The organism is Stenotrophomonas sp. A3_2 (genome assembly GCF_036624925.1).
GTDB classification, from domain to species: domain Bacteria; phylum Pseudomonadota; class Gammaproteobacteria; order Xanthomonadales; family Xanthomonadaceae; genus Stenotrophomonas; species Stenotrophomonas hibiscicola.
In genome coordinates, this window is the sequence record NZ_JAZKVY010000369.1 from 1 (window position 1) to 25,033 (window position 25,033).

The following is a 25,033-nucleotide window of genomic DNA, read 5'->3' on the forward strand; positions in this document are numbered from 1 at the left end:
CGAGTACAGCCAGCGTTTCCGCGCGATGGAGCCACTGAACCAGCCGCGCGCAAAGAAGTAAGGGGTTTGCGGCCGGGCTGCGCCCGGCACCCGCCGAGGCCGGAGCAACAGCAACAGCGGGTTTACTGAGGGATGGCGGGGCACTGTGGGTTTGCGGGGACGCCGTGAATACGTCCATGTAGGCTTGGTCGCGCATCCATGCGGCTCACACCCCGCAAACCCACAGTGCCCCGCCTTCGATAGTTTCCTGCTTGCTGTTGGTAGGTGTCGACCTTGGTCGACACGATCCACGCCATGCGTGGATGACTCTCCATCGAAATCGAATATTTCGATATCTGTGAGATCTGAGCCGAGAACGGCTCGGCTCTACAGAAGAGCAGGCAGGTCGCGGAAAACTGTCGACGGTGGGGTGGGTCCGGTTGTGGGGGCGTGAGCCGCATGGATGCGGCGACCGACCTACATGGACGTACTTGCAGCGTCCCCCGTAACCGGCCCCCCCCCGCCAACCCCAGGAACCCAGCTCTTGCTTCGGCTGTTGCTGTTGCCCTGGCCTGAAGCGGGTGCCGGGTGCAACCCGGCCGATACCCTCCCGGTGCTAGGCTGTGGCCACCGACAACCACGGAGGCGGGATGGGGGCGATCGTGTTGTTGCCGCTGTGCGTGGACGATGCCGCGCTCGACCGCTGCCTGGCCGCACTGGATGCGGGCACCGCGCCGGGCACCGCGGTCTGGCTGGCCGACGATGCGCAGACCGGGCCGCGTGCGCAGGCGGTGGTGGAACACTGGCTGGCACATACGCCACTACAGGCCGAGTACACCCGGCGCGCGCGGCCACTGGGCGAGGTCGCCCATCTGGACGAGATGCTGCGCGCCTGCGATGGCCTGGACGTGGCCGTGCTGGCACCGGACAGCGTGCCTGCGCCGGGTTGGCTGCAACAATTGCAGGACGCCTTCGCCCGCGATGCCGCCATCGCGACCGCAACCCCGTGGTGCAATGCCGGCGAAACCGCAGCGTGGCCACGGTTGGGCGAGATCAATCCCGAGCCCGAAGATGCGGCGCTGCTGGCACAGACCTGCGCCGCCTTGCCGGCGCTGCACCCGGAACTGCCATCGGCGGTCACCCATGCGGTTCTGGTGCGAGGCAATGCGCGCCGCCGCGCCGGTGGCCTGGATGTGGACAGCTACGCTGGCTGGAACGCGGCCCTGGTCGACCTCAGCCTGCGCATGGCCGGCCTGGGCTGGCGCAACGTACTGTGCGAGACCGCCTTTGTGAGCCGGGCGGGCGAGGCGGCCAGCCGCGATGGCGACCTTGAGGCGCTGGCTGCGCGTTGGCCTGGCTGGGTGCCGCGCCTGGCCGATTTCCTGATGCACGATCCATTGCACGGGCTGCGCGCCGACCTGCAGCAGCGCATGCGGCAGGCGATAATGCCGAAGGAACAGGGCGACCTGTTCGTTCCTTCCGCGCCGGAGTCACTCGCTTGAATGTTGCCATCGCCGCCATCGTCGTGACCTACCAGAGTGCCAGCACCATCGATGCCTGCCTCTCGCGCCTGCGCCAGGCGCAGGACGTGGCCGAGATCCGGGTGATCGACAATGGCTCGATGGATGGCACGCTGGACATCGTGCAGCGCCATGCCAGCCACGATCCGCGCGTGCGTTTCGTCGGCAACCCGGACAATCCCGGCTTCGCCGCTGCCAACAACCAGGGCGTGGCCGATTCGCGCAGCCCCTGGTTGGCCTTCATCAACCCGGACCTGATGGTCGAGCCGGAGACGTTGGCCGCACTGCGCAGCCGGGCGGAAGCACTGGGCGATTGCCTGCTCGGTGTCGAGCAGGTGGACGAGCAGGGCCATGCCGACGAAGCCGTGCGCCGCCGCGACCCGGATTTCCTGATGATGCTGCGCTCGCCGGGAAAGGGCTCGAAGCTGGCGCTGCCGCGTGACCCGCAGCAGGTGCTGCAGCGGGTGCCGGCACTGTCTGGCGCACTGCTGATGATGCCGCGTGCATTGTTCGACCGGATCGGAGGCTGGGACGCCGGGTATCGTCTGCACGCCGAAGACCTGGACCTGTGCCGGCGTGCACGCGAAGCCGGGGCCGTGGTGGCGATTGCAAACGACCTGCAGGTCACCCATGTACGTGGCGTCTCGAGCCGATCGCGGCCGTTCTTCGTTGAATGGCACAAGCACAGGGGCCTGTGGCGCTACTTTCAGAAGTTCGAGGCCAGGCAGCGTTCGCTGCCGGTGCGCGTGGCGGTGTGGGCCGCGATCTGGGGGCACGCCCTGATGCTGGTACCGCGCCTGTTGCGCAGGTCGTTGTAGGGCCGAACCTGCATCCACGCATGGCGCGGATCTACCCACGCGGAGAGCCGAGCGTGCCCGCGGCCACCCCGGTTCACCCGTCCGGGCGCATAATCCGCCTCATGCCTATCATCCAGTCCCTGCTCGACACCGACCTGTACAAGTTCACCATGATGCAGGCGGTGCTCCACCAGCACCCCGGTGCCCAGGTGCAGTACCGGTTCAAGTGCCGCACGCCCGGCATCGACCTGGCCCATTACATCGACCAGATCGACGAAGAGATCGACCACCTGTGCAGCCTGCGTTTCAGCGACGCGGAACTGGACTACATGCGCGGCCTGCGCTTCGTGAAGCCCGACTTCGCCGATTTCCTCGGCTTGTTCCATCTGGACCGCAAGTACATCCAGCTGCGCGCGTCGACGGCCGTGCCCGGCGAAATCGAACTGGACATCACTGGCCCGTGGCTGCATACCATCCTGTTCGAAGTCCCGCTGCTGGCGATCATCAACGAAGTCTGGTTCCGCAACACCACCACCGCCGACTTTGCCGAGGGCGAGCGTCGGCTGCAGGCCAAGGCCGCGCTGCTGCGTGATACTCCCGGTTTCGAACAGTGCCGCATTGCCGACTACGGCAGCCGCCGCCGTTATTCGCGTGACTGGCATGCGCGCCTGCTGCCGCTCCTGCGCGATGCGCTCGGCCCGCAACTGGTCGGCACCAGCAACGTGCACTTCGCCCGCCTGTACGGCATGACCCCGCACGGCACCATGGCCCATGAGTACCTGCAGGCATTCCAGGCACTTGGCCCGCGCCTGCGTGATTCGCAGGTGGCGGCACTGGAATCGTGGGCACGCGAGTACCGCGGCGACCTCGGCATCGCGCTGTCCGACGTGGTCGGCCTGGATGCGTTCCTGCGCGATTTCGACATGTATTTCTGCAAGCTGTTCGACGGTGTCCGCCACGACTCGGGCGATCCGTTCGACTGGGGCGACCGCATGCTGGCGCATTTCCAGCAGCGCCGGGTGGATCCGCGCACCAAGGTGCTGGTGTTCAGCGATGGGCTCGACATCGCCAAGGTGATGCGCCTGTACGACTACTTCCGTGGTCGCTGCCAGGTCGCCTTCGGCGTTGGCACCCACCTGACCAATGATCTGGGGCCAACGCCGCTCAACATCGTCATCAAGATGGTCCGCTGCAATGGCCAGCCGGTGGCCAAGCTCAGCGATTCGCCAGGCAAGAGCATGTGCGACGACCCGGGCTACCTGGCCTACCTGCGCCAGGTGTTCGAGCTGCCGCCGGCGTAAGCGTGCCGGCTTACAGGTAGTCGACCACCACCAGATAGGCGCCCTGCAGCGGCTGCTGCGTCGACGCCTGCACGCTGTAACGCTCGGAGAAGGCGATATCGCCGGCGCGCAGCGCGCTGGCCGACACCGACAGCTTCTGGCCGTGGCGCTTGCCGTCGCGCAGCGTCGCGGCCTGGCCGTTGGCCAGCGCCGTCACTTCCACCGTCGAGCCCTTGGCCGACGGCGGGCAGGCGGCCAGGCTCAGCTCGCCCTGGGACAGATTCGTCGTGCAGCCCGGCTCGGCGATGCGGCCACTGAAACGGATGCTGCCGCTGCTGGCCTGGGCCAGCGCACTGACGGACATCAGGGCCACGCACAGCAGAATGGAATTCCTCATGACACGTTCTCTGGTTCGGTGTGTCCTAGTTAGCGACAGCTTCGATCAGCCTTTAATAGGACGATTCCGAATCTGCTAGGGCCATCACCAAGAAAGAGTGATGCGCATCAAAGAAGGCGATTTCCGCCGGGAAAAGGTTTGTTTCCGTGCATGCCGAACGCGCCACCCGAAGCGTCATCCAGGGTCGCTTCTGACCTGATCCGGCGACCGTCGGGTTCCCGAACCCCGTGGGTCCTGATTTCGGCTATCACGTCACATTTCCAGCGTCAATGAATTGACGTTCAGAAAAATAATGAGACTTTCATCACACTTGCACCTATACTTGCGTCACGGATTCAGGGAAAGCTACGTCCGAGTCCGGCCACAGGTGAGACGCAAGGATGGGTCTTGTTAGCCCGGCAGTGCTCCTTGCTTCCTCCTCTACTTCTCATCTCTTCAGTAGGGTTAGGTAAAAGCGAATGCACAAGATCAATATCATCGCCGCTCTGATGCTGGCCGCCGCTCCGCTGGCCGCCAACGCCGCCGACGGCACCATCACCTTCAATGGCAAGGTGACCGACAAGACCTGCACCATCTCGACCCCGGGCGGCAAGGACTTCGCCGTGACGCTGCCGACCGTGTCCAAGAACACCCTGGCCACCGCCGGCGCCGTTGCGGGCCGTACCCCGTTCGCCATCAACCTGACCAAGTGCAGCGCCGGCAACGTCGCCACCTACTTCGAGCCGGGTTCGACCGTCGACTTCAACAGTGGCCGCCTGGTCAACCAGGCCTCGGCCAACGCTGCCACCAACGTGCAGCTGCAGCTGCTGGGCTCGAACAACCAGTTCCTGCCGATCAAGGCGGCTGGTGCTGGCCTGGCCCAGACCAACTCGCAGTGGGTCACCGTCGGCACCGACGGCTCGGCCGACCTGAACTACTACGCTGAGTACTACGCCACTGCCGCCGCCACCCCGGGCGACGTCACCAGCAGCGTCAAGTACACGATCATCTACAACTGATCGCAGTCATGCCCCCACTGGCCGGCGTTCGCGCCGGCCGGTGTTCCGCGGCCGCTGGCCACACCCCTCGAGCGTAGTACTTCCGATGAAAGCACTCTTTCCCCGGGCGCTGCTGCTGGCAGCGTTCACGCTGCCCTTCTGCCAGAACGCACTGGCCGGCGTGGTGGTCAATGGCACGCGAGTGATCTATCCGGCGCAGGCGCGCGAAGTCACCGTGCAGGTCGACAACGTGGGCGATTCGCCGGCGCTGGTGCAGGCCTGGATCGACAGCGGCGACGCCAACCAGACCGCCGATACCAGCGATGCCCCGTTCGTGCTTACACCGCCGATCGCGCGTGTCGAGCCGGGCCGCAGCCAGGCGCTGCGACTGATCTTCTCCGGCGCGCAGCTGCCGACCGACCGTGAGTCGGTGTTCTGGCTCAACGTGCTGGATGTGCCGCCGTCCCCGGACAACGCCGAAAGCGGCGAACAGAATTACCTGCAGGTCGCGTTCCGTTCGCGCCTGAAGCTTTTCTACCGGCCGCAGGGCCTGAAGGGCGTCGCCAACGACGCGCCGGCAGCGCTGCGCTGGACCCGCAATGGCGACCGCCTGCGGGTGGAAAACCCGAGCCCCTTCCACGTCACTCTGGCCGAAGTACATGCTGTAACCGGCAGCAGTGAAAAGGCCGTCGAGGACAAGGGCGCGATGGTCGCGCCGAAGCAGAGCCTGGAGTTCGCCGCACCGGCGGGCACCGGCCAGGTCCGCTTCATCACCATCAACGACTACGGCGGCCGGGTGGAACACACCATCCGCCTCGGCAGCACCGGGGGCTGAACGCGCCGCGCCGGCCCCTGGCCTGCGCATCCCGCCACCGCCGCTGTGCGGCGAATTGAAGGAATGTCAGTGTGATCGGAAACAGATTGACATTGTCGATCCATCAGGCGCTTTGCCTGTTGGTTGCTGGTGTGGCCTGCCCAGGATGGGCGCTGGCGGCACCGGCCAATCTCGGCGAACAGGCGCTGATGGCGCAGAGTGGTGCGGCCAATGCGCGTGCACCGGAATCGGCCCAGTTCAACTCCAGCTTCCTGTCTGGCCAGGCCAAGCAGGTCGACCTGGCGGCCTTCAGCAACGGCAATCCGATGGTGGCCGGCAACTATCGTGTCGACGTCTACGTCAACGGTGCCTGGCAGGGCCGTCGCGATCTGCAGTTCAAGGCCGATGCGCAGGGCCGTGTCGACGCCTGCCTGCCGCTGCCGATGCTGGAAGAAATGGGCGTGGACAGCGAGGCCGTGCTGCTGCAGCAGGATCCGTCCGTGCCCACCGACAAGACCAGCTGCGTGCCGGTCCAGCAGCGCATGGCCAATGCCTATGGTGTCTATGACAGCGGCAACCTGCGCTACGACCTCAGCATCCCGCAGGTGTTCCTGCGCCGTGAGGCGCGCGGCTACGTCAACCCGGCGCTGTGGGACCGTGGCATCAATGCCGGCTTCGTCGGCTACAGCTTCAACGCCATCGACAGCAACAGCCGTGTGGAAGGTGGCCAGCGCAACCGCAGCGCCTACCTCGGCCTCAGCGCCGGCCTGAACCTGGGCGGCTGGCAGTTCCGCCATGATTCCAACCTGACCTGGTCCGAGGGTGACGGCCGCCATTGGCAGAGCATCGCCACCTACGCACAACGCGGCATCCCGCAGGTGCGCGGCATGCTCACCATCGGTGAGGCCTACACCACCGGCGAACTGTTCGATTCGATCGGCTACCGTGGTGCCAGCCTGGCCAGCGACGACCGCATGCTGCCGGACTCGCTGCGCGGTTACGCGCCGGTGGTGCGCGGCATCGCCGAGACCAATGCGCGCATCGAAGTGCGCCAGAACCAGCAGCTGATCTACTCCTCCACCGTCTCGCCGGGCAGCTTCGTCATCGACGACCTGTACCCGACCGGCTACGGCGGTGACCTGGAAGTGAGCGTGATCGAGGCCGATGGCCGCCGCCGCGAATTCAAGGTGCCGTTCGGCTCGGTGCCGCAGATGCTGCGCGAAGGCGTGTCGCGCTACTCGCTGACCGCCGGCCAGGTGCGCAACAAGCTGCTGGCCGACGAACCCTGGCTGGTGCAGGGGACCTACCAGCGTGGCATCGGCAACCAGCTGACCCTGTACGGGGGCACTGCGCTGAGCGACGGCTACCTGTCGCTGCTGTATGGCGTCGGCCTGTCCACGCCGGTCGGTGCGTTCGCTGCCGACGTCACCCATGCGCGTACCTCGTTCGACCACTACGGCAGCCACACCGGCGCCAGCGTGCGGCTGAGCTACAGCAACATGATCGGCGAGACCGGCACCAATCTGACCCTGGCCGCCTACCGCTATTCGACCGAAGGCTTCTACAGCCTGCAGGATGCGCTGTATGGCCGTGATTCGGACACGCGCGGCATCGATCCGACCACCCGTGGCCGTCAGCGCAGCCAGTTCCAGATAACGCTGAACCAGCCGCTGGGACGTCGCGGCGGCGCGCTGTACGTGACCGGCTCGGTGCGCGACTTCTATGATCGTTCGGGCACCTCCAAGCAGTACCAGGTGGGCTACAACAACGCCTGGCGCTCGGTGAACTACGGCTTCTCGGCGCTGCGCACCGAAGAGGGCGTGCTCGGCCGTTCCGATACCCAGTACCTGCTGTCGATGAGCGTGCCGCTGGGCCGGGGTACCCACCCGGTGTCGTTCAGCGCCGACCTGGGCATGCGCGATCGTGGTGGCTACGACAACAGCCGCGTCGGCATCACCGGGTCGGCCGGCGTCGACAACAACTTCAGCTACGGCGTGGCGCTGTCCGATTCCCGCGAGGGTGGCACCACGGCGGTCGGCAACGCCGAGTACCGCAGCCGCTACTCCGCGTTGAACGCGACCTACAGCCACTCGCGCGATTTCCGCCAGGCCTCGGTCGGTGCCAACGGCAGCGTGGTCGTGCATCCGGGCGGCTTCACCTTCACCCCGCAGCGGGGCGACACCATGGTGCTGGTGGAAGCGCCGGGTGCGCGCGATGCGATCGTCAGCAACGCCCCGGGCCTGCGCGTAGATGGCCGTGGATATGCAGTGGTTCCGTACGTATCGCCGTACCGCCTCAACACCGTCACCCTTGACCCGCAGGGCATGGCCCATGACGTCGAGCTGGAAAGCACCAGCCAGTCGATCGCGCCGTTCGCCGGTGCCATCAGCTACCTGCGCTTCGATACCCGCAAAGGCAATGCGCTGCTGATCCAGGTACGCAATGCCGATGGCCGCAGCATGCCGTTCGGTGCGCAGGTCAAGGATGAGCAGGGCCAGCCGGTGGGCATGGTCAGCCAGGGCGGCCGCCTGTACGTGCGCAGTGAAAAGAGCCAGGGCCGCCTGCTGGTGGAGTGGGGCGCCGGTGCAGACCAGCGCTGCACCATCGATTACCAGGTTCCGTCGGGCGCCGATGCGTCCAAGACCGGCTTCATCCCGCTGGAGGCAGCATGCCGATGATTTCTTCCCGCAGCCGCACGCTGCTTGCCGCCATGGCCGTGATGGGGGGTATCGCCGTGGCCAGCCCGGCGTTGGCGACCTGCTATATCACCCAGCAGGGCTTTGTCGCGCAGGACGTGCAGATGGACATGGGGCAGATCGTGATCCTGCCCAGCCTGCCCGTCGGTGGTGTGATCAAGGAGTTGATCGTGCCGATCAACCAGCGCGACAGCATCGGTTACTGCGATCGCTGGGGCGGTAGTGCCAACGGGCGTTTCGTCAACGCCGCACAGCAAAACGCAGTCCCGGGTTTCAGCAACGTCTATGCGACCGATGTAGCGGGAGTGGGTATCCGTGTCTATCGTGATTCGGGCACCATCCAGACCTACTACCCGCACACGCTGCAATTGGGGGGCAACCGGACGTTGACCCTCAATGGTGGCCGCTTCCGCGTGGAGCTGATCAAGACCGCCGCGCAGACGGGCTCGGGCATCATCGCGCCCAACGGCCGCTTCACCACCTACTATCTCGACGGCGACGGTCCTGGCCGTCCGGAGCTGACCTCGACATTCAAGGGCTCGGGTACCACCGTGGTCAGCCCCACCTGCGAAGTGCAGGCCGGCAGCCGCAACATCGCCGTCGATTTCGGCAGCGTGCCCAACACCACCTTCACCGGTGTCGGCTCCAAGGCCGCTGATCGCGATTTCGAGATCCGCCTGAACTGCCAGGGCAGCAACGTGGCCGCCTACCAGAGCAAGATCGGCATCCGCCTCGACGCCGACCAGGACAGCTCGAACATGCCGGGCGTGCTCAAGCTCAGCGCGACCAGCAACAGCGCCACGCGCATCGGCATCCAGATGGTCCAGCGCGACGGCAGCACCGAGCGAGAAGTGCGCTTCGGCCAGACCATCAACGTCGGCACTACGGCGCCGGGTACCAGCGTCATGGCGCTGCCGTTGCGCGCGCGCTATGTGCAGACCCAGGCAGGTACCGTCGGTGCCGGCACCGCCAACGGGCAGGCGACGTTCACCATCCAGTACGAGTAGCGCAGGTCTCCCATTGCTGAGTTTGGAGCCTCACCCCCCCGCTCCGCGGGGGGCGTTGACTGCGTCTTGATCCCGCAGACGTGAAGATCAGGGCTATCATTGCCGTACAGACACATGAATGTGATGTGCGTCATGGAAATGATCCCCTCTCCACTGCAGCGCCCCCGCTGCCGGGCCGTCGGCCTGGGTGAGGGGCAATGAAAGGATCCGGCGTGCCAGCAACACACCTTGCCATTGCCGGACTGCCCACCGAACTGGTGGAGATGCGCAGCGGGGGCCTGTATTGGGTCGTTGCCGCGGGCAGCGCGCCGACGGATCTGCTCGGTGCCGGTGTGCTGGCCACGGCCGACGCACTGGATGAGGCCGTGCTGGTCACGCTGGGGCGGGGGCCCGAATCGATGCTGACGCTGCTGCCGGCCGATCAGGGGCCGGCCCGCCTGCGGCTGTTCCAGCGGTCGCATCACGGCATGCAGCAGGCGCTGCGCGGGCTGACCGGCGATCTGCCGCGCACCGCCTCGGTGCGCACCCGGCTCAGCGTGGTGCAGTTCCCGGTGGCGGCGCTGGACGGCTGGGATGATGCCCGGCTGGCGCGCTGGTGCCAGCAGCTGCAGGACTGGGCCGGGCAGGCGCAGCAGGTGCTGCTGTTGCTGTGCCATGGCGAAGTGGCGACCCTGGCCCCGCGCCTGTTGTCATTGAACCGGAGCTGCGCCGGTGTGGCCCAGCTGCATCCGCATCGTGGTGCCCTGCAGCTGCTGCTGCACTACTGGTCCAACAGCCATGGCGTGGTGGCCCAGCGATCGTTCGGCGTCGAGCAGGAAAGCCGCGGGCTGCGCCATCTGGCCGAGGCCGATGCCGCCGGGACTGGGGTCGATGCCACCAGTGGCAGTGATCGCGATGTCTTCCTGGCCCAGACCGAAGTACTGGACGGTGCGCCGCCACTGTCGGCAGCCTGGCACCTGTATGACGGCTGGGCTGGATTGTTGCCGGCCGCGCTGCAGGCGCGCGAGGCCACCGTAGTGCTGGCCATCGACGAGAACGCCAAGGTGGATGCACTGGCCCGACTGCTGCACCGCCTGCGCCGGGAACGTGGCAATGCACTGAAACTGGTGGTGCGCGAGCTGCAGCCCTGCCTGCGCTACGCTGATGAGCGGCTGCTTATGCAGTGCGGCTGCAGCCTGGTAGTGCCGTCAGCCACGCCGTTGCCGCGCCTGCTGACCCTGCTGGAAACCGTGCAGCGTCAGCGTTGGCAGGGCCAGCTGGCTGACGATCCGGAGCCGCTGATCCGTGCGCATCGGCCGCCACCGGTAAGCGGCCTGGTCAACGCCGCACGCTTCCGCCAGATCGCCGGCGAACGCATCGACCAGGACGGCAGCGCGGTGGAAAGCGCCGTGCTGGCGTTGCAGCCGGTGGCCGGCCTGCGCGCCGAGCAGACGTTGCAGCAGCTGCGCATCCGCCGCCAGGGCGATCTGGCCTGTGTCTACCGCGGGCAGGTGCGCCTGTTCCTGTTCGGGTGCCGGCGTGATGCGGTCGAACAGGCCCTGGGCAATCTGTTCCGCCTGCCCTGGCGGGAGCTGTTCGATGGCTACCAGCGTCTGGCCGAATACGACATTGCAGCGATGAACGCCGGCAGCAGCGATCCGGAGGCCGAGGTCCTGCCCGAAGCCCCCGCCGTCCTGCCGCCGGTGGCCCCGGCGCTGGAGGCGCCTGTTTTCACTGTCCCGAAGCCGCTGCGACTGGGAGATCGCGCATGACCACCGACCAGCAACTCTGGACCCTGATCGTCGCCTGTGCGCTCGTGATGATTCCCTTCGGTGCCATGCTCGGTACGCTGTGGCGTGCGCTGCGCCGCCGTGCCGCGCGCTGGCTGCCCCCTCGCCACCTGCGCCGCGCCGGTGTACGCCTGCGTGCGCCGCGGGGGGCTGCATGAGTCCGCAGGTGGCTCCCGCATCGCCCTTCGCCTGGGCCGACCTGCGCGGATGGAACCTGTATTTCCTGTCCAAGGTGGTACTGGCCTGGATGGGTGCGCTGGATCTGAAGATCCTGCCCAACCTGCTGTTCCTGGGCGCGCTGCTGGTTCCACTGCGCTGGCGCTGGGCACGCATCGCGCGTACTGTCGCTGCGGTACCGGTGGGCGTGGCGCTGTACTACCAGGACACCTGGTGGCCGCCGTTCCGGCGCCTGTTGGTGCAACCTGGCGTGCTGGACTTCTCGGCGGATTACTGGCTCGAGCTGGCCCAGCGCTTCATCAACTGGCAGATGGTGGCGGTACTGGCGATGCTGGTGCTGGCCTACGTACTGCTCAAGCCGTGGCTGCGCATCACCACTCTGAGCGTGCTGGGCATGTTTGGCCTGGCTGTGATGGCGATACCGATGCCGGCGGGTTGGAACTGGGGGCAGGGTACCGCCACCGCGGCCACCACCAGCGTCGCAGGCACTTCAGGTGGCGGCCTGCCGCCGGCCAACAACGAGACGCTCAACGCATGGCTGGCCGGCTTCTACCAGCAGCAGGCCAGCCTCAAGACCAGCTTCCCGGCACCGGGCAGCGGCGCGCCGTTCGACGTCATCATCCTCAACATCTGCTCGCTGGCATGGAGCGATCTGGATGAAGTGGGGCTGCGCCAGAACAATCTGCTCGACCACATGGACGTGGTGTTCGACGACTTCAACTCGGCAACCGCCTACAGCGGCCCGGCGGCGATCCGCCTGCTGCGCGCCAGCTGTGGCCAGACCTCGCATACCGGGCTGTTCGATCCGGTGCCGGCCGAGTGCCAGCTGTTCTCGAACCTGCAGCGTCTGGGCTTCCAGAGCGAGCTGGCGATGAACCACGACGGTCACTTCGACGACTTCATCGGTGAACTGCACCAGTACGGCGGGCTGCAGGCACAGCCGATGGATATCAGCGCGTTTCCTAAAGCGCTGGTGGCGTTCGACAAGTCGCCGCTGCGCCGCGATGGCGATGTGCTGATGGCGTGGTGGAAACAGCGGCTGGCCGGGTCCAGCCAGCAGGTGGCGCTGTTCTACAACACGATTTCGCTGCACGATGGCAACCGCATCGTCGGCGCCGATGGCCGTTCGAATGCCGCCGACTACAAGGCACGTGCGGAAATGGTGTTGGGCGACATGGCCGGTTTCGTCGATGCGGTGGAGAAGAGTGGCCGCCGCGCGATGATCGTGGTGGTACCCGAGCATGGCGCGGCCCTGCATGGCGACCGCATGCAGATTCCGGGCATGCGCGAGATTCCCAGCCCGTCGATCACCCACGTGCCGGTGGGCGTGAAGCTGATCGGCATGGGCGCGCCGGCGGCCGGCGGCCCGCGTCATGTCCCCGAACCGAGCAGCTACCTGGCCGTGTCCGAGCTGGTTTCGCGCGTGTACGCGCTCAATGCCCAGTCGCCGCCGAGCGAGCGCAACTGGGACAGCCTGCTGAAGGGGCTGCCGCAGACACCGTCGGTGTCGGAAAACGAAGGCGCCAAGGTCATCGAGTACGCCGGCAAGCCCTGGCTGCAGCTGCAGGGCAGCCAGGCCTGGAGCCCCTACCCCGAGGAGGCACGCTGATGCCTGCCGACATCCTTGCCGTACCGGTCACGCTGTCCGTGGAAGAGGACGATATCGACCTGCTGCGGCGCAGCCTGGGCATGCCGGGGCTGCCCTACGTGGACTTCTCTGCCCAGCATGAGCGTGCCCAGGCGCTGGCGCGCTGGCCGTTGCTGGCCGAACTGGAGCCGCGCCGATGAGCACCGTGCTGTCGCTGCAGGGCATCCATGGCGGAACCGGTGTCACCACGGTTCTGGCCGCACTCGGCCAGGGCTTGCACGCGCAGGGCCAGCGCGTCCTGCTGGTCGAATGCAGTCCGGACCAGATGCTCGGCCTGCACCTGGGGCTGCCTGCCGACGTGGACAACGGTTGGGGGCGCGCGCAGCTGGACGGCACGGACTGGCGTGATGCCGCCTACGCCGTTGCAGCAGGACTTGCGGTGCTGCCCTATGGTCGCGTCGATAGCGAGGCCGCAATGCGCATCGAACAGCAGCTGCAACAGGCACCGGGCACCTGGGCCGAACGCATTCCGCTGCTGGAGACCCAGTTCGACTGGATCCTGTTCGACCTGCCGCAGCGCCTGCCGGCGCATGCAGCGGCCATCAACTAGCACGTGCGCTGCACGCTGCCGCTGCGCCTGGCCTGTGTCGATCCGGTCAGCCACGTGTTCCTGCAGCGGCAGCCGGAGGACACACGCCTCTTGCTGGCCAACCGCTATGACCCGGTCATCCCGGTGCAGCGCGATCTGATGCAGCTGTGGCTTCACGCGCACGGCCCGCGGCTGGTGCCGCAGCCGCTGCACGAGGATGCGCGGGTGCCCTCCGCGCTGGCCAGCAAGCAGCCACTGGGGCGCTATGCGACCGATTCGCTGGCCGCTGCCGATGTCGATGGCCTGGTGCTGTGGTGCCTGGCCGAGGCCGCACGGCGCCAGCCCGTTGCGGGGACACGCTGATGGGCGCCCGCGTCTACTACCTGGACTGGGGGCGCCTGCGCGAACGCGTGCATGCGCCTTGGCCAACCCGCTCGCTGCTGTGGCTGCTGCAGTGCGTGGGCTGGGCGTTCCTGCGCCTGGAAGGGCCGGCATGGCAGGCACAGGCCCCGCGCCTGCGCAACGCCTTCCCGCAGATCCAGGGTGACCGCCGCTGGCGCCCGGGCGATCCACTGCGGTTGTTGATCCAGGCCATGTGGCTGTCGGTGGTGCGGTTGGTACCGCAGCCCTCGCTGAGGCGGCAACGGTTGGCCCGGGCCCGGCGCGAACGCATTGCCGAACTGCGCGGTGCGGCCGGTCGCGGCCGCCTGCGCTACCTGCGCGCCATGCGCGATGCACCCAGTGAATTCTGGAACAGCCGCGTGGCGGCATGGTTCGGCCGGAAGATGGGCAGCCTGTCGTCGCGTTCGCGGCACCTGCTGACCCTGCTGGTCGGGTTGGCCACGCTGGGGCTGGCGGCGCTGTGCATCACCCAGCCGTTCACCTATCTGGCGCAGTTCGTGTTCGTGGTGCTGCTGTGGGCCATCGCGCTGCTGGTGCGGCGCATGCAGGGGCGCTATGCGACGCTGGTGCTGGTCGTGCTGTCGATCACCGTGTCCTGCCGGTACCTGTGGTGGCGCTATACGGCCACGTTGAACTGGAACAGCACCTTCGACCTGGTCTGTGGCGTGGTGCTGCTGGCGGCGGAAACCTACTCGTGGCTCGTGCTGATGCTCGGTTACGTGCAGGTGGCCTGGCCGCTGCGGCGCCGCCCGGCGCCGTTGCCGGCCGATATCCGCCAGTGGCCGACGGTGGATGTGCTGATCCCCACCTACAACGAAGACCTGGCGCTGGTGCGGCACACCGTGTACGCGGCGATGGGCCTGGACTGGCCGGCCGACAAGCTGCGCATCCACATCCTTGATGATGGCAAGCGCGAAGAATTCCGCGCATTCGCCGAGCGCACCGGGGTCAACTACATCACCCGTGCCGACAACCGCCATGCAAAGGCCGGCAACCTCAACCATGCGTTGACCCTGATCGATGGCGAGCTGGTGGCCATCTTCGACAGCGACCACCTGCCGGTGCGGTCGTTCCTGCAGATCACCTGCGGCTGGTTCCTGCGTGATCCCAAACTGGCGCTGGTGCAGACCCCGCACCACTTCTTCTCGGCCGATCCATTCGAACGCAACCTGCAGGTGTTCCGCAGCGATCCCAACGAAGGCGAGCTGTTCTACGGCCTGGTGCAGGACGGCAACGACCTGTGGAACGCGGCGTTCTTCTGCGGCTCCTGCGCGGTGCTGCGGCGCGAAGCCATCGATGCCATCGGCGGGTTTGCCACCGAGACCGTCACCGAGGATGCGCACACCGCGCTGCGGCTGCACCGCAAGGGCTGGAACTCGGCCTACCTGCGCATTCCGCAGGCGGCCGGCCTGGCCACCGACAGCCTCGGCGCGCACGTCAACCAGCGCATCCGCTGGGCGCGTGGCATGGTGCAGATCTTCCGCATCGACAACCCGTTGCTGGGCAAGGGCCTGAGCCTGTTCCAGCGCTTCTGCTATGCCAACGCGATGCTGCATTTCCTGGCTGGCATTCCGCGCCTGGTGTTCCTCACTGCGCCGCTGGCGTTCCTGCTGCTGCATGTGTACATCATCTACGCACCGGCGCTGGCCATCCTGTTGTTCGTGGTACCGCACATGGCCCACGCCAGCCTGACCAACGCACGCATCCAGGGCAAGTACCGGCGTCCGTTCTGGGGTGAGGTGTACGAGACGGTGCTGGCCTGGTACATCGCACGGCCCACCACCGTGGCGCTGTTCAGTCCGGGCCGCGGCAAGTTCAACGTCACCGACAAGGGCGGTACCCAGGCCGGCGATCGTTTCGACTGGCGCGTGGCGCAGCCCTACCTGGTGCTGGCGCTGCTGAACGTGCTGGGCCTGTGCTTTGCCGTGTGGCGCTTCGTGCACGGCCCACTTGACGAACGTGGCACGGTGATCGTGAGTTCGCTGTGGGTGCTGTACAACCTGCTGATCATCGGCGGTGCGCTGGCGGTGGCGGCCGAAGTGCAGCAGGTGCGACGCACGCATCGCGTCACCACCCGTCTGCCGATGGCGCTGCAGGTGCCCGATGGCCGCCGCCTGCGCGGCGTGCTGCAGGATTACTCCAACGATGGCGTGGGCGTCGAACTCGGCGAAGACGCACAGCTGGCCGAAGGCCAGCGCGTGCAGGTGCTGCTGGGGCGGGGTCGCCGCGAGTTCGCATTCCCGGCGCGCGTGCAACGCACGGTCGGCCAGCGACTGGGCCTGCTGCTGCTGTTCGAGGACGAGCGCCAGCGCGTCGAGTTCGCCCAATGCACCTTCGCCCGCGCCGATGCCTGGCTTGACTGGCACGCCGGCTACCAGCCCAAGAGCCTGCCGCGCAGCCTGTGGAGCGTGCTGGTCCTGGGCTGGCGCGGCTACCGGCGGATGGGTGATTTCGCACCGTTCGACCTCGACCGCCCCGCACATTGGAACCGTCGCCTGCTGCGATGGCTGGCCAGTTTTGCTCCGCAACGTCCGCTTCCTTCCCACCCGGCTGACCCAGCCGCTGATCCAGGGCTTCGTCCATGACCCGTCCGTCCTCTCTGCGTTGGCTGCTGCTGCCCCTGCTGGCCCTGCCCGTGGCGTCAGGCAACAGCGCGCCTGCCCCGGCGCCGGTTGTCCCTCCCACTACCGCGCCTGCCGCTCCGCCGGCGCCGGGGGTGCCGGCCGCGCCAGCCACCACGCCTGCCACCGGTACCGAGCCCGCGCTGGCGCAGACCTGGGCGGGCAGCGCCTGGCCCTGGCAGCGGCAGAACACCTTCGCGCAGCTGGGGCGCCGCCAGGACACGCTGCTGTCGGGCGTGCGCAATGCCACCACCTTCGAGTTCCAGGTCCGCCGTGACCGCCTGGTCCGCGATGCCGAGCTGGATCTGAGCTTCACGCCTTCACCGTCGCTGCTGCCGACCCTGTCGCACCTGCGGGTCTATCTCAACGACGCGATGATGGGTGTGGTGCCGATCAGCAACGAGCAGCTGGGCCGCCCGGTGCAGGCCAAGCTACCGCTGGACGCGCGCCTGATTGCTGATTTCAACCAGGTCCGCCTGGAGTTCGTCGGCCACTACACCGACATCTGCGAAGAGCCGACGCACAGCTCGCTGTGGGTCAATCTCTCCAGCAACAGCACGCTGCGCCTGGGCGGCCAGCCGCTGGCGATGCAGGACGACCTGGCCAACTTCCCGCTGCCGTTCTTCGATCCGCGTGATACAGCACGGCTGGAACTGCCAGTGGTGTTCGCCGCTGCGCCGAGCCTGGCACAGCAGCGGGCGGCGGCGGTGATGTCCTCGTACTTCGGCAGCCTGTCCGGCTGGTGGCGCCAGGCACGTTTCCCGGTCAGCTTCGGCACGTTGCCGGACAAGGGCCACGCGGTGGTGCTGGCGGTCAACGGCAGGTTCCCGCCGGTGATCGCCAACCATGCTCCGGTGAAGGGCCCGATGATCGAACTGATGTCGCTGCCGGAGGATCCGCAGCGAAAGCTGCTGCTGGTGCTGGGCCGCAACGATGACGACCTGCAGAAGGCCGTGGCTGCGATGGCGGCCGGCAACGTGCTGTTCCGCGGCCGCCAGGTCAGTGTCGATGAGGTCAAGCCACTGGCCCCGCGCAAGCCGTACGACGCACCGAACTGGGTGCGCACCGACCGCGCCGTCCGCTTGGCTGAACTGCTCGACTATCCGCAACAACTGCATGCCAACGGCGTGTCGCCGCAGCCGATCACGGTCAACCTCAACCTGCCGCCGGATCTGTTCATCTGGCGCAACCAGGGTATTCCGCTGAACCTGCGCTACCGCTACACGCCCCCGTTTGGCAGCGATGAGTCGCGGCTGGGCGTGGCGATCAACGACCAGTTCATCTCCAGCTTCCCGCTGGTGCGCCGCAACGGCAAGCAGGGCCTGGAGGAAATCCGCTTGCCGGTGCTGGCCGGCGATGCCGGTGCCGATGACGGTCGCCTGCTGATTCCGGCGCTCAAACTGGGCGACCGCAACCAGCTGCGTTTCGATTTCAACTTTGCCAGCGTGATGGGCAGTGCGCAGCGCGATCATTGCCAGACCGTGCTGCCGCCCAACCTGCAGGCAGCGATCGAAGACGACTCGACCATCGACTTCTCCGGATTCCATCACTACATGGGCCTGCCGGACCTGTCCGCGTTCGCGCTCAGTGGATTCCCCTTCACCCGCATGGCCGATCTGTCGGAGACTGTCGTGCTGGTGCCGCCCCAAGCCAACGAGGCACAGGTCAGCCTGCTGCTGAACCTGATCGGTGGGCTGGGCGTGCAGAGCGGCTATCCGGCCTATGGGCTGCGCCTGTCCGATGACTGGAAGCAGGCCAGCGCGCTGGATGCGGACCTGCTGATGCTGGGCGCCCTGCCGGCCGAACTGCGCGGTAGCCAGCAGCTGTCGCTGCTGATCGACGACCAGCGCACGCGCCTGCTCAATGGCCAGTCTCCGTCGCCGCAGCAGGCGATGGAACAGGCCCGCCGTGGCAGCCGCGATGGCGATCCAGCGGTGACCGAAGTGGCAGTGAGCGCGCAGGCACCGTTTGCCGCGATCATCGGCATGCAGTCACCGACGCATGCGCAGCGCAGCATCGTTTCGCTGGCCGCCAGCAATGCCGCCGACTACGGCCTGCTCCACGATGCACTCAGCGATACCGGCAAGCGCGAAGCCATCGCCGGCTCGGTGGCGATCCTGCGTACCTCGGGCATTCACAGCCAGTTCGTCGGTGATCACTACTACGTTGGCGCGCTGCCGTGGTGGCTGCTGCTGTGGTACCACCTGGCCGACCACCCGGCGCTGCTGGCGGTGCTGGCCACGCTGGTGGTGCTGATGGTCGCCTTCCTGCTGTGGCGCGCGCTGCGCTGGGTCGCGGCCAAGCGCCTGGACCCGGGGCACTGATGGCACGTACGCGGCATCCGCTGGTCACCGCGTCCGGCCTCGTCCTGTTGGGACTGGCCGGTGCCGGGCCCTGCGCGGCGCAGGCCTTGCCCGATACGCCGGGCGGAACCGTCGCCGAGCAGCGCCAGTGGCTGTTGCAGCAGGTGCGCATCGGTGAGGCCACCGGTCGCCAGAGCCTGATCGAAGACGCACTGGCGCGGCTGCGCATGCTGGCACCGGATGATCGCGGCACCTTGGTGGCGATCCTGGAAGTGCAGCTCTCGCAACAGAAGCTGCAGGATGCCGAGGCGACCCTGAAGCGCCTGCGCGAGATCGGTACAGGTACCCGTGAACTGGCCGCCGGCGAACGCCTCTGGAGGGCCTACCGCGGTGATCTGCAGCAGGATCTGCAGCAGGCGCGCCTGTTCGCTGCCGGTGGTCGCAGCGCCGAAGCGCTGGCGATCTACCGCCGCCTGTTCAACGATGATCCACCCGGCCTGCAGCTGGGCCTGGAGTACTGGCGCCTGCGCGGCGGCCAGGCGGATGGGCGTGCACAGGCTATCCGTGCGCTGGGCGAACTGGACCGCAGTTATCCGGGCAACGTGCCATTGCTGCAGGCGCTGTCGCAGATGCTGTTCGCTGCCGGCCGCGATGCAGAGGCGCTCGCCGCGCTGCAGCGCATGGGGCGTAATCCGGAGGCCCGCGGCATGGCGGCGGACGCCGAATGGGCCTACCTGAAGGATCAGCCGGCCGACGACCGCAGCGTGCGCCGGCTGCAGGACTTCATCACCCGCAACCCAGCGTTTGCCGACATCGCGTTGGTGCGCGAGCGCTACACCGACCAGCACAAGCGGGTCAGCGACCCGGCGTGGCGCGCCGGCCTGCGCGGCCAGCAGCTGCTCGACGCAGGCCGCAATGCAGAGGCCGAGCGCGCTTTCCTGCAGGCGTTGCGCGGCTATCCGCGCGAGCCCGACCTGTTGGGGGGGCTGGGCATGGCGCTGATGCGCCAGGGCCGCCGCGAGCAGGCCATCAGCTATTTCCAGCGTGCGGTGCAGGCCACCCCGGCCGGCGACAGCAACGACAAGTGGCGCGACCTGATCGCCAGCACCCGCTACTGGCTGCAGCTGGACCAGGCCGATGCGGCGCTGGCGGCCGGCCGGCTGGACGAGGCCGAGCGCCTCTATGCGCAGGCGCATCGCCAGCAGCCCCGCGACGTCAATGCTGCACTGGGCCTGGTCGACGTGGCCGTGGCCCGCGGTGACGACGCCGCAGCCGAACGCCAGCTGCAGGTTGCGCGGCGGATGGCGCCCAACGATGCCAACGTGATCCGCAAGCTGGTGCAGCTGTACGGCCGCACCGACCCGCAGCGGCTGGAAGCCTTCATCAACGCATTGCCCGCTGCGCAACGCAGGTTGTATGCCGAAGACCTGCGCCAGCTCCAGATCAGCCGCCTGCGTGAGCGTCGCGAGCAGGCGCTGGCTGCCGGTGATGCGACCACCGCGATCATGCTGGGGCAGAAGCTGCGCGGCGAACTGCCGGGCGATGCATGGCTGGCCTATGCGCTGGCCAACGAGCTGCGCGCCGCTGGCCGGCAGGACGAGGCCGACGCGGCGGTGGCCGACATGGCCACGCATAACGACAGCGCCGAAGCGCGCTACGCGCAGGCGCTCTACCTGTCGGGATCCGATCGGCTGCCGCAGGCGCTGGCGGTACTCGACGCGCTGCCGCAGGCGAAGTGGAACGACGACATCCGCGCGCTGTCGGCGCGCCTGCAGCGGCAGCAGCTGGTCGATCATCTGTGGGATCTGCGTGCGCAGGGCAGGGAGGCCGAAGCCATCGCGCTGCTGCAGCAGCAACCGCCCAGCACCGACAATGATCTGATGATGGCCGAGTGGGCGCGCCTGCGCGGCGATCACGCGCAGGCGCTGCACTACTACCAGCGCGTGCTTGCCGCACAGCCGGACAATGTGGATGCGCAGCTGGGCCAGGTCCAGGCCTGGATTGGCACCGGCGATCTGGCCAGCGCACGCCGCCAGATGCACGACGCACCGCCGGCAGTGGACGATGACGAGATCGGCCAGCAGCGTCAGCTCGCCACCATCTGGACCGACCTGCGCGAGGACACGAAGGCCCTGGCGATCCTGCGCGCGTTGCTTGCGCGCAAGACCGGGCCCGACGCACAGTCCTGGCGTGATGCGGCACGGCTGGTGCGCCGCGATGATCCGCAGCAGGCGCTGGACATGTACGCGCAGGCGATGGCCGACAACGGCGTGTTGGCTCCCGGCCAGGTCACGCCGCGCGACAACCGCGCGTTGACCCTGGCCAGCCGCGAGACAGCCGGCGATGACTGGTTGCGGCGCAGCCTGCGCAGCGATGTGGAAACCCTGTACCAGCAGGAGAATCCCACCCTGACGGTGATGCAGGACACCGGTCGCCGCAGCGATGGCACGCCGGGCATTTCGCGGCTGTCGCGCGATACCCGCATCGCGCATCTGGACGCGCCATTCGCCGGTGGCCTGGGCTGGGCGCGCATCGAGCAGGCCAGCTTCGATGCGGGCCGCTTCCAGACCGATGAGAGCGGCGCCTACGACGAGGATTTCGGCAGCTGTGACCTGGATCTGCTGCAGGCCGACGACAGCCGCCTGCGCGCACCGGGCTGCACCCGCTTCGTGCACCAGCGGCGCACCTCCGGTGCCGGCTTCGCCGTCGGCTGGCGCACCCTGGATGACCGCTGGAACGTCGATATCGGCCACACCCCGTCCAACTACGTGGTCGGCAACTGGCTTGGCGGTGTCACCCTCAATGGCGACCTCGGGCGCTTCGGCTGGGGCGCCACGCTGTCGCGGCGGCCGATGACCAATTCGCTGCTGTCGCAGGCCGGTGCGGTTGATCCGCGCAGCGGCATCAGCTGGGGCGGCGTCACCGCCAACGGCGTGACCTTCAGCCTCGGCTACGACCAGGGCGGCCGCGATGGCGTGTGGTCGAACTGGAGCTGGCATCGGCTGACCGGGCACAACGTGGTCGACAACACCCGCGCACGCGCGATGGTGGGCTGGTACCACAAGCTGATCCAGAGCCCCGACATGCGGCTGGATGTGGGTACCACCGCGATGTACTGGCGCTACCAGAAGGACCTGGGCGGCTACTCGCTGGGCCAGGGCGGCTACTACAGCCCGCAGCGCTATGCATCGCTGAGCCTGCCGGTCAGCTTTGCCTGGCGCAACGACGTGTGGTCGGTGCGCCTGGATGGCTCGGTCAGTGTGTCCAGTGCGCGTACCTCGTCGATCAGCCGTTTCCCCGACCAGGCCTTGATCGAGCGCGTGATTGCACAGCTTGAGCCGCAGTACGGCCCGCTGCGGCTGGACGAGGCCGGCCTGTACACCGGTGACAGCAGCAGCACGGGCACCGGGTACCGCCTGTACGGCGCGGTGGAGCGCCGCCTCGGCGACCACTTCGTGCTGGGCGCTGCCGGCACCCTCCAGCGCAGCCGCGATTTCTCGCCGAATTCGTTCCAGCTCTACCTGCGCTACACCTTCAAGCCCTGGCAGGGAAACCTGCCGCTGCCCGTATCACCACTGGTGCCGTATGGCGAATTCCGCTGACCTGCGGCGACGGCGCCTGCTGCAGGCGGTCGCCACGCTGCCGCTGCTCGGCGTGTGCCGTGTGCAGGCCGCGCCCGCCCCGCGCTGGCCGGCGTGGCAGGTACTGCTCGACAGCAGCCTGAGCCGCGACGGGCGCATGATCGATCGCAGCCAGGACGATCAGCGCAGCACCTCCGAAGGCCAGTCCTATGCCTTGTTCTTCGCCCTGGTCGACAACGACCAGGCGCTGTTCGACCGCATCCTGGGCTGGACCCAGGACAACCTTGCCGGTGGCGACATGGGCAAGCGCCTGCCGGCCTGGCTGTGGGGACGCGATGACGCCGGCGCCTGGCGGGTGCTGGACGACAACCCGGCCTCGGACTCCGATCTCTGGCTGGCCTACGCGCTGCTGGAAGGCGCGCGGCTGTGGCGCCGTCCGGCGCTGAAGGCCATCGCGGAGGGCATGCTGGTGCAGGTGCGGGCGCGCGAGATCGTGGATCTGCCCGGGCTCGGCCCAATGCTGTTGCCAGGCCCACAGGGGTTCATTGAAGGGGACGCCACGCGGGTCAACCCCAGCTATCTGCCACTGCCGCTGCTGCGCCGCTTTGCGGCGGAGGATCGCAGCGGGCCGTGGCAGGCGCTGGCGCGCAACAGCGTGCAGTTACTGCAGCAGAGCAGCCCGCACGGGTTCGCACCGGACTGGGCGGCGTGGAAAGGCGATCGCTTCGTCGTCGATCCGGTGCGCGGTGCGGTCGGCGGCTACGACGCCATCCGCTGCTACACCTGGGCAGGCATGACCGCATCGCGCGATCCGTTGTTCCGCGCGCAGCTGGCGGCGCTGTCCGGACCGCTGCAGCGCCTGCGCAGTGGTTCACCGATGTGGGAAAAGATCGACACCCGCAGTGGCCAGGGGCAGGGCGAAGGCAACTACGGATTCCGCGCGGCCCTGCTGCCCTATCTGATCGCGCAGGGCGAAGCGGAGCGCGCGCAGTCGCTGCGGGCCAGCCTGCCCAGCGCCGAGCAGCAACGCGCCGATGCACCGGCCTATTACTCGCAGATGCTGGCCCTGTTCGGCGTGGGTTGGGCCGAAGGACGCTGGCGCTTCGCCACCGACGGCCGCCTGCAGCCGCGCTGGTAGCTGCAGCGCTGCGGGGTCAGGTACCTACGCAGCGCAGTGGGCTCCGACCGACCCTCAGCCAGGCATCATTCCAGCGCGTAGCGCAGGGTGAACAGCACCGCCACCAGCCACACCGCCGGATGCACTTCGCGCCAGCGGCCGGTGCCCGCCTTGAGCGCGGCATAGGCGATGAAGCCGAAGGCCAGGCCGTTGGCAATGGAGTAGGTGAACGGCATTGCCAGCGCACACAGCGCGGCCGGCACCGATTCGGTCAGGTCGCTCCAGTCCACCTCCACCAGTTCGCGCAGCATCAGGCCGGCCACGAACAGCAGCGCCGGTGCGGTGGCATAGCTGGGCACCATCGACGCCAGCGGGGAGAACAGCAGCGCGGCCAGGAACAGTGCCGACACAACCAATGCGGTCAGGCCGGTGCGGCCGCCCACCTGCACGCCCGAGGCGCTTTCGGCAAAGGCCGTGGTGCTGCTGGTGCCGAGCACCGAACCGGCCACGATGGCGGTGCTGTCGGCCAGCAGCGCGCGGCCGAAACGCTTCTGCGCGCCGGGCAGCTTCAGCAGGCCGGCGCGACCGACCACGCCGTACAACGTGCCGGTGGCATCGAACACTTCCACCAGCACGAACACCAGCACCACCTGCAGCAATACGGCGATCGGCGCACCACCGTCGTGGTGCAGCAGGCCCGGCAGGTCCAGCTGCAGGAAGGTCGGCGCCAGGCTCGGCGGCAGCGAAACCAGGCCCTGGTACTGCACATCGCCCAATGCCCAGCCGGCGCCGGTCACCGCCAGGATGCCGATCAGGATCGCACCACGCACGCGGCGCGCTTCCAGCACCGCGATCAGCAGGAAGCCGGCCAGTGCCAGCAGCGGCGGCGCCGTGTTCAACCGTCCCAGTGCCACCAGCGTATCTTCATTGCCGACAATCACGCCGGATTTCTGCAGCGCGATGATCGCCAGGAACAGGCCGATGCCGGCCACGATGGCCGAGCGCAGCGACGAAGGAATGCCCGATACCAGCCATGCCCGAACGCCGGTCAGTGACAGCACCAGGAACACCAGGCCGGAGATGAACACCGCCGCCAGCGCCTGCTGCCACGGCAGGCCGGCAGCACCAACCACGGTGAAGGCGAAGAACGCGTTCAGGCCCATGCCCGGTGCCATGCCGACCGGGAAGTTGGCGGCCAGCGCCATCACCGCCGAACCCAGTGCAGCAGCCAGGCAGGTGGCCACGAACACCGCGCCGGCGTCCATGCCGGTGGTGCCGAGGATCTCGGGGTTCACGAAGACGATGTAGGACATCGTCAGGAAGGTGGTGACACCGGCCAGCAGCTCGGTGCGCACGGTGGTGCCGTGCTGCTGCAGCTGGAACAGGCGCTCGAACAGGGACATGGGGAATCTCGACCCG

Annotated in this window: 17 protein-coding genes and 1 pseudogene; 16 read left to right on the top strand and 2 right to left on the bottom strand. The window is 67.7% G+C overall.

Translation table 11 applies throughout. The features are described from left to right. Window positions 1–629: 629 nt before the first annotated feature. The 3 genes from R5H29_RS21730 to pncB all read left to right on the top strand — a co-directional run bounded on the left by R5H29_RS21730 (window position 630) and on the right by pncB (window position 3,597). Entirely contained in the window at window positions 630–1,481 is an 852-nt protein-coding gene (locus R5H29_RS21730) for a glycosyltransferase family 2 protein (protein ID WP_021203169.1), read from the top strand. Next, window positions 1,478–2,317 (top strand): glycosyltransferase family 2 protein, encoded by an 840-nt coding sequence (locus R5H29_RS21735; RefSeq protein WP_019661014.1) that lies wholly within the window; start codon window positions 1,478–1,480, stop codon window positions 2,315–2,317. Before R5H29_RS21730 ends, R5H29_RS21735 begins: the two co-directional genes overlap by 4 nt. Before the next feature lie 101 nt (window positions 2,318–2,418). Continuing rightward, on the top strand, window positions 2,419–3,597 hold the full coding sequence (gene pncB / locus R5H29_RS21740; protein ID WP_021203170.1) for a nicotinate phosphoribosyltransferase: 1,179 nt from the start codon (window positions 2,419–2,421) through the stop codon (window positions 3,595–3,597). 10 nt (window positions 3,598–3,607) lie between these two features. On the opposite strand, the gene R5H29_RS21745 is transcribed toward pncB, so the two are convergent. Next, entirely contained in the window at window positions 3,608–3,973 is a 366-nt protein-coding gene (locus R5H29_RS21745) for a hypothetical protein (RefSeq protein ID WP_111098855.1), read from the bottom strand. Between the two features lie 458 nt (window positions 3,974–4,431). Between R5H29_RS21745 and R5H29_RS21750 the strand changes: the two genes are divergently transcribed. The 13 genes and pseudogenes from R5H29_RS21750 (at window position 4,432) to bcsZ (ending at window position 23,635) form a co-directional block, all read left to right on the top strand. Further along, window positions 4,432–4,971, top strand: a complete 540-nt coding sequence (locus R5H29_RS21750) for a fimbrial protein (protein WP_019661017.1) — start codon at window positions 4,432–4,434, stop codon at window positions 4,969–4,971. An 85-nt stretch (window positions 4,972–5,056) separates the two neighbouring features. Beyond that, window positions 5,057–5,785 (top strand): molecular chaperone, encoded by a 729-nt coding sequence (locus R5H29_RS21755; protein WP_134735103.1) that lies wholly within the window; start codon window positions 5,057–5,059, stop codon window positions 5,783–5,785. A 92-nt stretch (window positions 5,786–5,877) separates the two neighbouring features. Beyond that, window positions 5,878–8,442 (top strand): fimbria/pilus outer membrane usher protein, encoded by a 2,565-nt coding sequence (locus R5H29_RS21760; protein ID WP_332329829.1) that lies wholly within the window; start codon window positions 5,878–5,880, stop codon window positions 8,440–8,442. Continuing rightward, window positions 8,433–9,467: a fimbrial protein gene (locus R5H29_RS21765; protein WP_019661020.1), complete on the top strand. Its 1,035-nt coding sequence runs from the start codon at window positions 8,433–8,435 to the stop codon at window positions 9,465–9,467. The genes R5H29_RS21760 and R5H29_RS21765 overlap by 10 nt, the downstream gene beginning before the upstream one ends. 212 nt (window positions 9,468–9,679) lie before the next feature. Continuing rightward, on the top strand, window positions 9,680–11,218 hold the full coding sequence (locus tag R5H29_RS21770) for a BcsE family c-di-GMP-binding protein (RefSeq protein ID WP_227845003.1): 1,539 nt from the start codon (window positions 9,680–9,682) through the stop codon (window positions 11,216–11,218). Then, window positions 11,215–11,394, top strand: a complete 180-nt coding sequence (gene bcsF / locus R5H29_RS21775) for a cellulose biosynthesis protein BcsF (RefSeq protein ID WP_019661022.1) — start codon at window positions 11,215–11,217, stop codon at window positions 11,392–11,394. The genes R5H29_RS21770 and bcsF overlap by 4 nt, the downstream gene beginning before the upstream one ends. Then, window positions 11,391–13,022 (top strand): cellulose biosynthesis protein BcsG, encoded by a 1,632-nt coding sequence (bcsG, locus tag R5H29_RS21780; RefSeq protein WP_171953411.1) that lies wholly within the window; start codon window positions 11,391–11,393, stop codon window positions 13,020–13,022. The genes bcsF and bcsG overlap by 4 nt, the downstream gene beginning before the upstream one ends. After that, entirely contained in the window at window positions 13,022–13,201 is a 180-nt protein-coding gene (bcsR, locus tag R5H29_RS21785; protein WP_021204328.1) for a cellulose biosynthesis protein BcsR, read from the top strand. Before bcsG ends, bcsR begins: the two co-directional genes overlap by 1 nt. Continuing rightward, window positions 13,198–13,953: pseudogene (gene bcsQ / locus R5H29_RS21790) on the top strand (cellulose biosynthesis protein BcsQ). Before bcsR ends, bcsQ begins: the two are co-directional and overlap by 4 nt. Next, window positions 13,953–16,577: a UDP-forming cellulose synthase catalytic subunit gene (bcsA, locus tag R5H29_RS21795; protein WP_155028939.1), complete on the top strand. Its 2,625-nt coding sequence runs from the start codon at window positions 13,953–13,955 to the stop codon at window positions 16,575–16,577. The pseudogene bcsQ and the gene bcsA overlap by 1 nt, the downstream one beginning before the upstream one ends. Further along, a complete protein-coding gene (bcsB, locus tag R5H29_RS21800) occupies window positions 16,574–18,937 on the top strand; it encodes a cellulose biosynthesis cyclic di-GMP-binding regulatory protein BcsB (RefSeq protein ID WP_026347130.1) in 2,364 nt (787 codons plus the stop codon). The genes bcsA and bcsB overlap by 4 nt, the downstream gene beginning before the upstream one ends. Beyond that, window positions 18,937–22,518: a cellulose synthase complex outer membrane protein BcsC gene (bcsC, locus tag R5H29_RS21805; protein WP_332329830.1), complete on the top strand. Its 3,582-nt coding sequence runs from the start codon at window positions 18,937–18,939 to the stop codon at window positions 22,516–22,518. Before bcsB ends, bcsC begins: the two co-directional genes overlap by 1 nt. Further along, a complete protein-coding gene (gene bcsZ / locus R5H29_RS21810; protein WP_171953414.1) occupies window positions 22,502–23,635 on the top strand; it encodes a cellulose synthase complex periplasmic endoglucanase BcsZ in 1,134 nt (377 codons plus the stop codon). The genes bcsC and bcsZ overlap by 17 nt, the downstream gene beginning before the upstream one ends. 65 nt (window positions 23,636–23,700) lie before the next feature. Here bcsZ and R5H29_RS21815 read toward each other — a convergent pair whose 3' ends face one another. Next, window positions 23,701–25,017, bottom strand: a complete 1,317-nt coding sequence (locus R5H29_RS21815) for an NCS2 family permease (RefSeq protein ID WP_332329831.1) — start codon at window positions 25,015–25,017, stop codon at window positions 23,701–23,703. Between the last annotated feature and the right edge of the window lie 16 nt (window positions 25,018–25,033).

Excerpts from the sequence above, each read along its gene's own strand:
- R5H29_RS21765 (WP_019661020.1), top strand. The coding sequence starts at position 8,433 with ATGCCGATGATTTCTTCCCGCAGCCGCACGCTGCTTGCCGCCATGGCC.
- R5H29_RS21755 (WP_134735103.1), top strand. The coding sequence starts at position 5,057 with ATGAAAGCACTCTTTCCCCGGGCGCTGCTGCTGGCAGCGTTCACGCTG.
- R5H29_RS21745 (WP_111098855.1), bottom strand. The coding sequence starts at position 3,973 with ATGAGGAATTCCATTCTGCTGTGCGTGGCCCTGATGTCCGTCAGTGCG.
- R5H29_RS21750 (WP_019661017.1), top strand. The coding sequence starts at position 4,432 with ATGCACAAGATCAATATCATCGCCGCTCTGATGCTGGCCGCCGCTCCG.
- R5H29_RS21730 (WP_021203169.1), top strand. The coding sequence starts at position 630 with ATGGGGGCGATCGTGTTGTTGCCGCTGTGCGTGGACGATGCCGCGCTC.
- bcsZ (WP_171953414.1), top strand. The coding sequence starts at position 22,502 with ATGGCGAATTCCGCTGACCTGCGGCGACGGCGCCTGCTGCAGGCGGTC.
- bcsR (WP_021204328.1), top strand. The coding sequence starts at position 13,022 with ATGCCTGCCGACATCCTTGCCGTACCGGTCACGCTGTCCGTGGAAGAG.
- pncB (WP_021203170.1), top strand. The coding sequence starts at position 2,419 with ATGCCTATCATCCAGTCCCTGCTCGACACCGACCTGTACAAGTTCACC.
- bcsG (WP_171953411.1), top strand. The coding sequence starts at position 11,391 with ATGAGTCCGCAGGTGGCTCCCGCATCGCCCTTCGCCTGGGCCGACCTG.
- bcsC (WP_332329830.1), top strand. The coding sequence starts at position 18,937 with ATGGCACGTACGCGGCATCCGCTGGTCACCGCGTCCGGCCTCGTCCTG.
- bcsB (WP_026347130.1), top strand. The coding sequence starts at position 16,574 with ATGACCCGTCCGTCCTCTCTGCGTTGGCTGCTGCTGCCCCTGCTGGCC.
- bcsA (WP_155028939.1), top strand. The coding sequence starts at position 13,953 with ATGGGCGCCCGCGTCTACTACCTGGACTGGGGGCGCCTGCGCGAACGC.
- bcsF (WP_019661022.1), top strand. The coding sequence starts at position 11,215 with ATGACCACCGACCAGCAACTCTGGACCCTGATCGTCGCCTGTGCGCTC.
- R5H29_RS21815 (WP_332329831.1), bottom strand. The coding sequence starts at position 25,017 with ATGTCCCTGTTCGAGCGCCTGTTCCAGCTGCAGCAGCACGGCACCACC.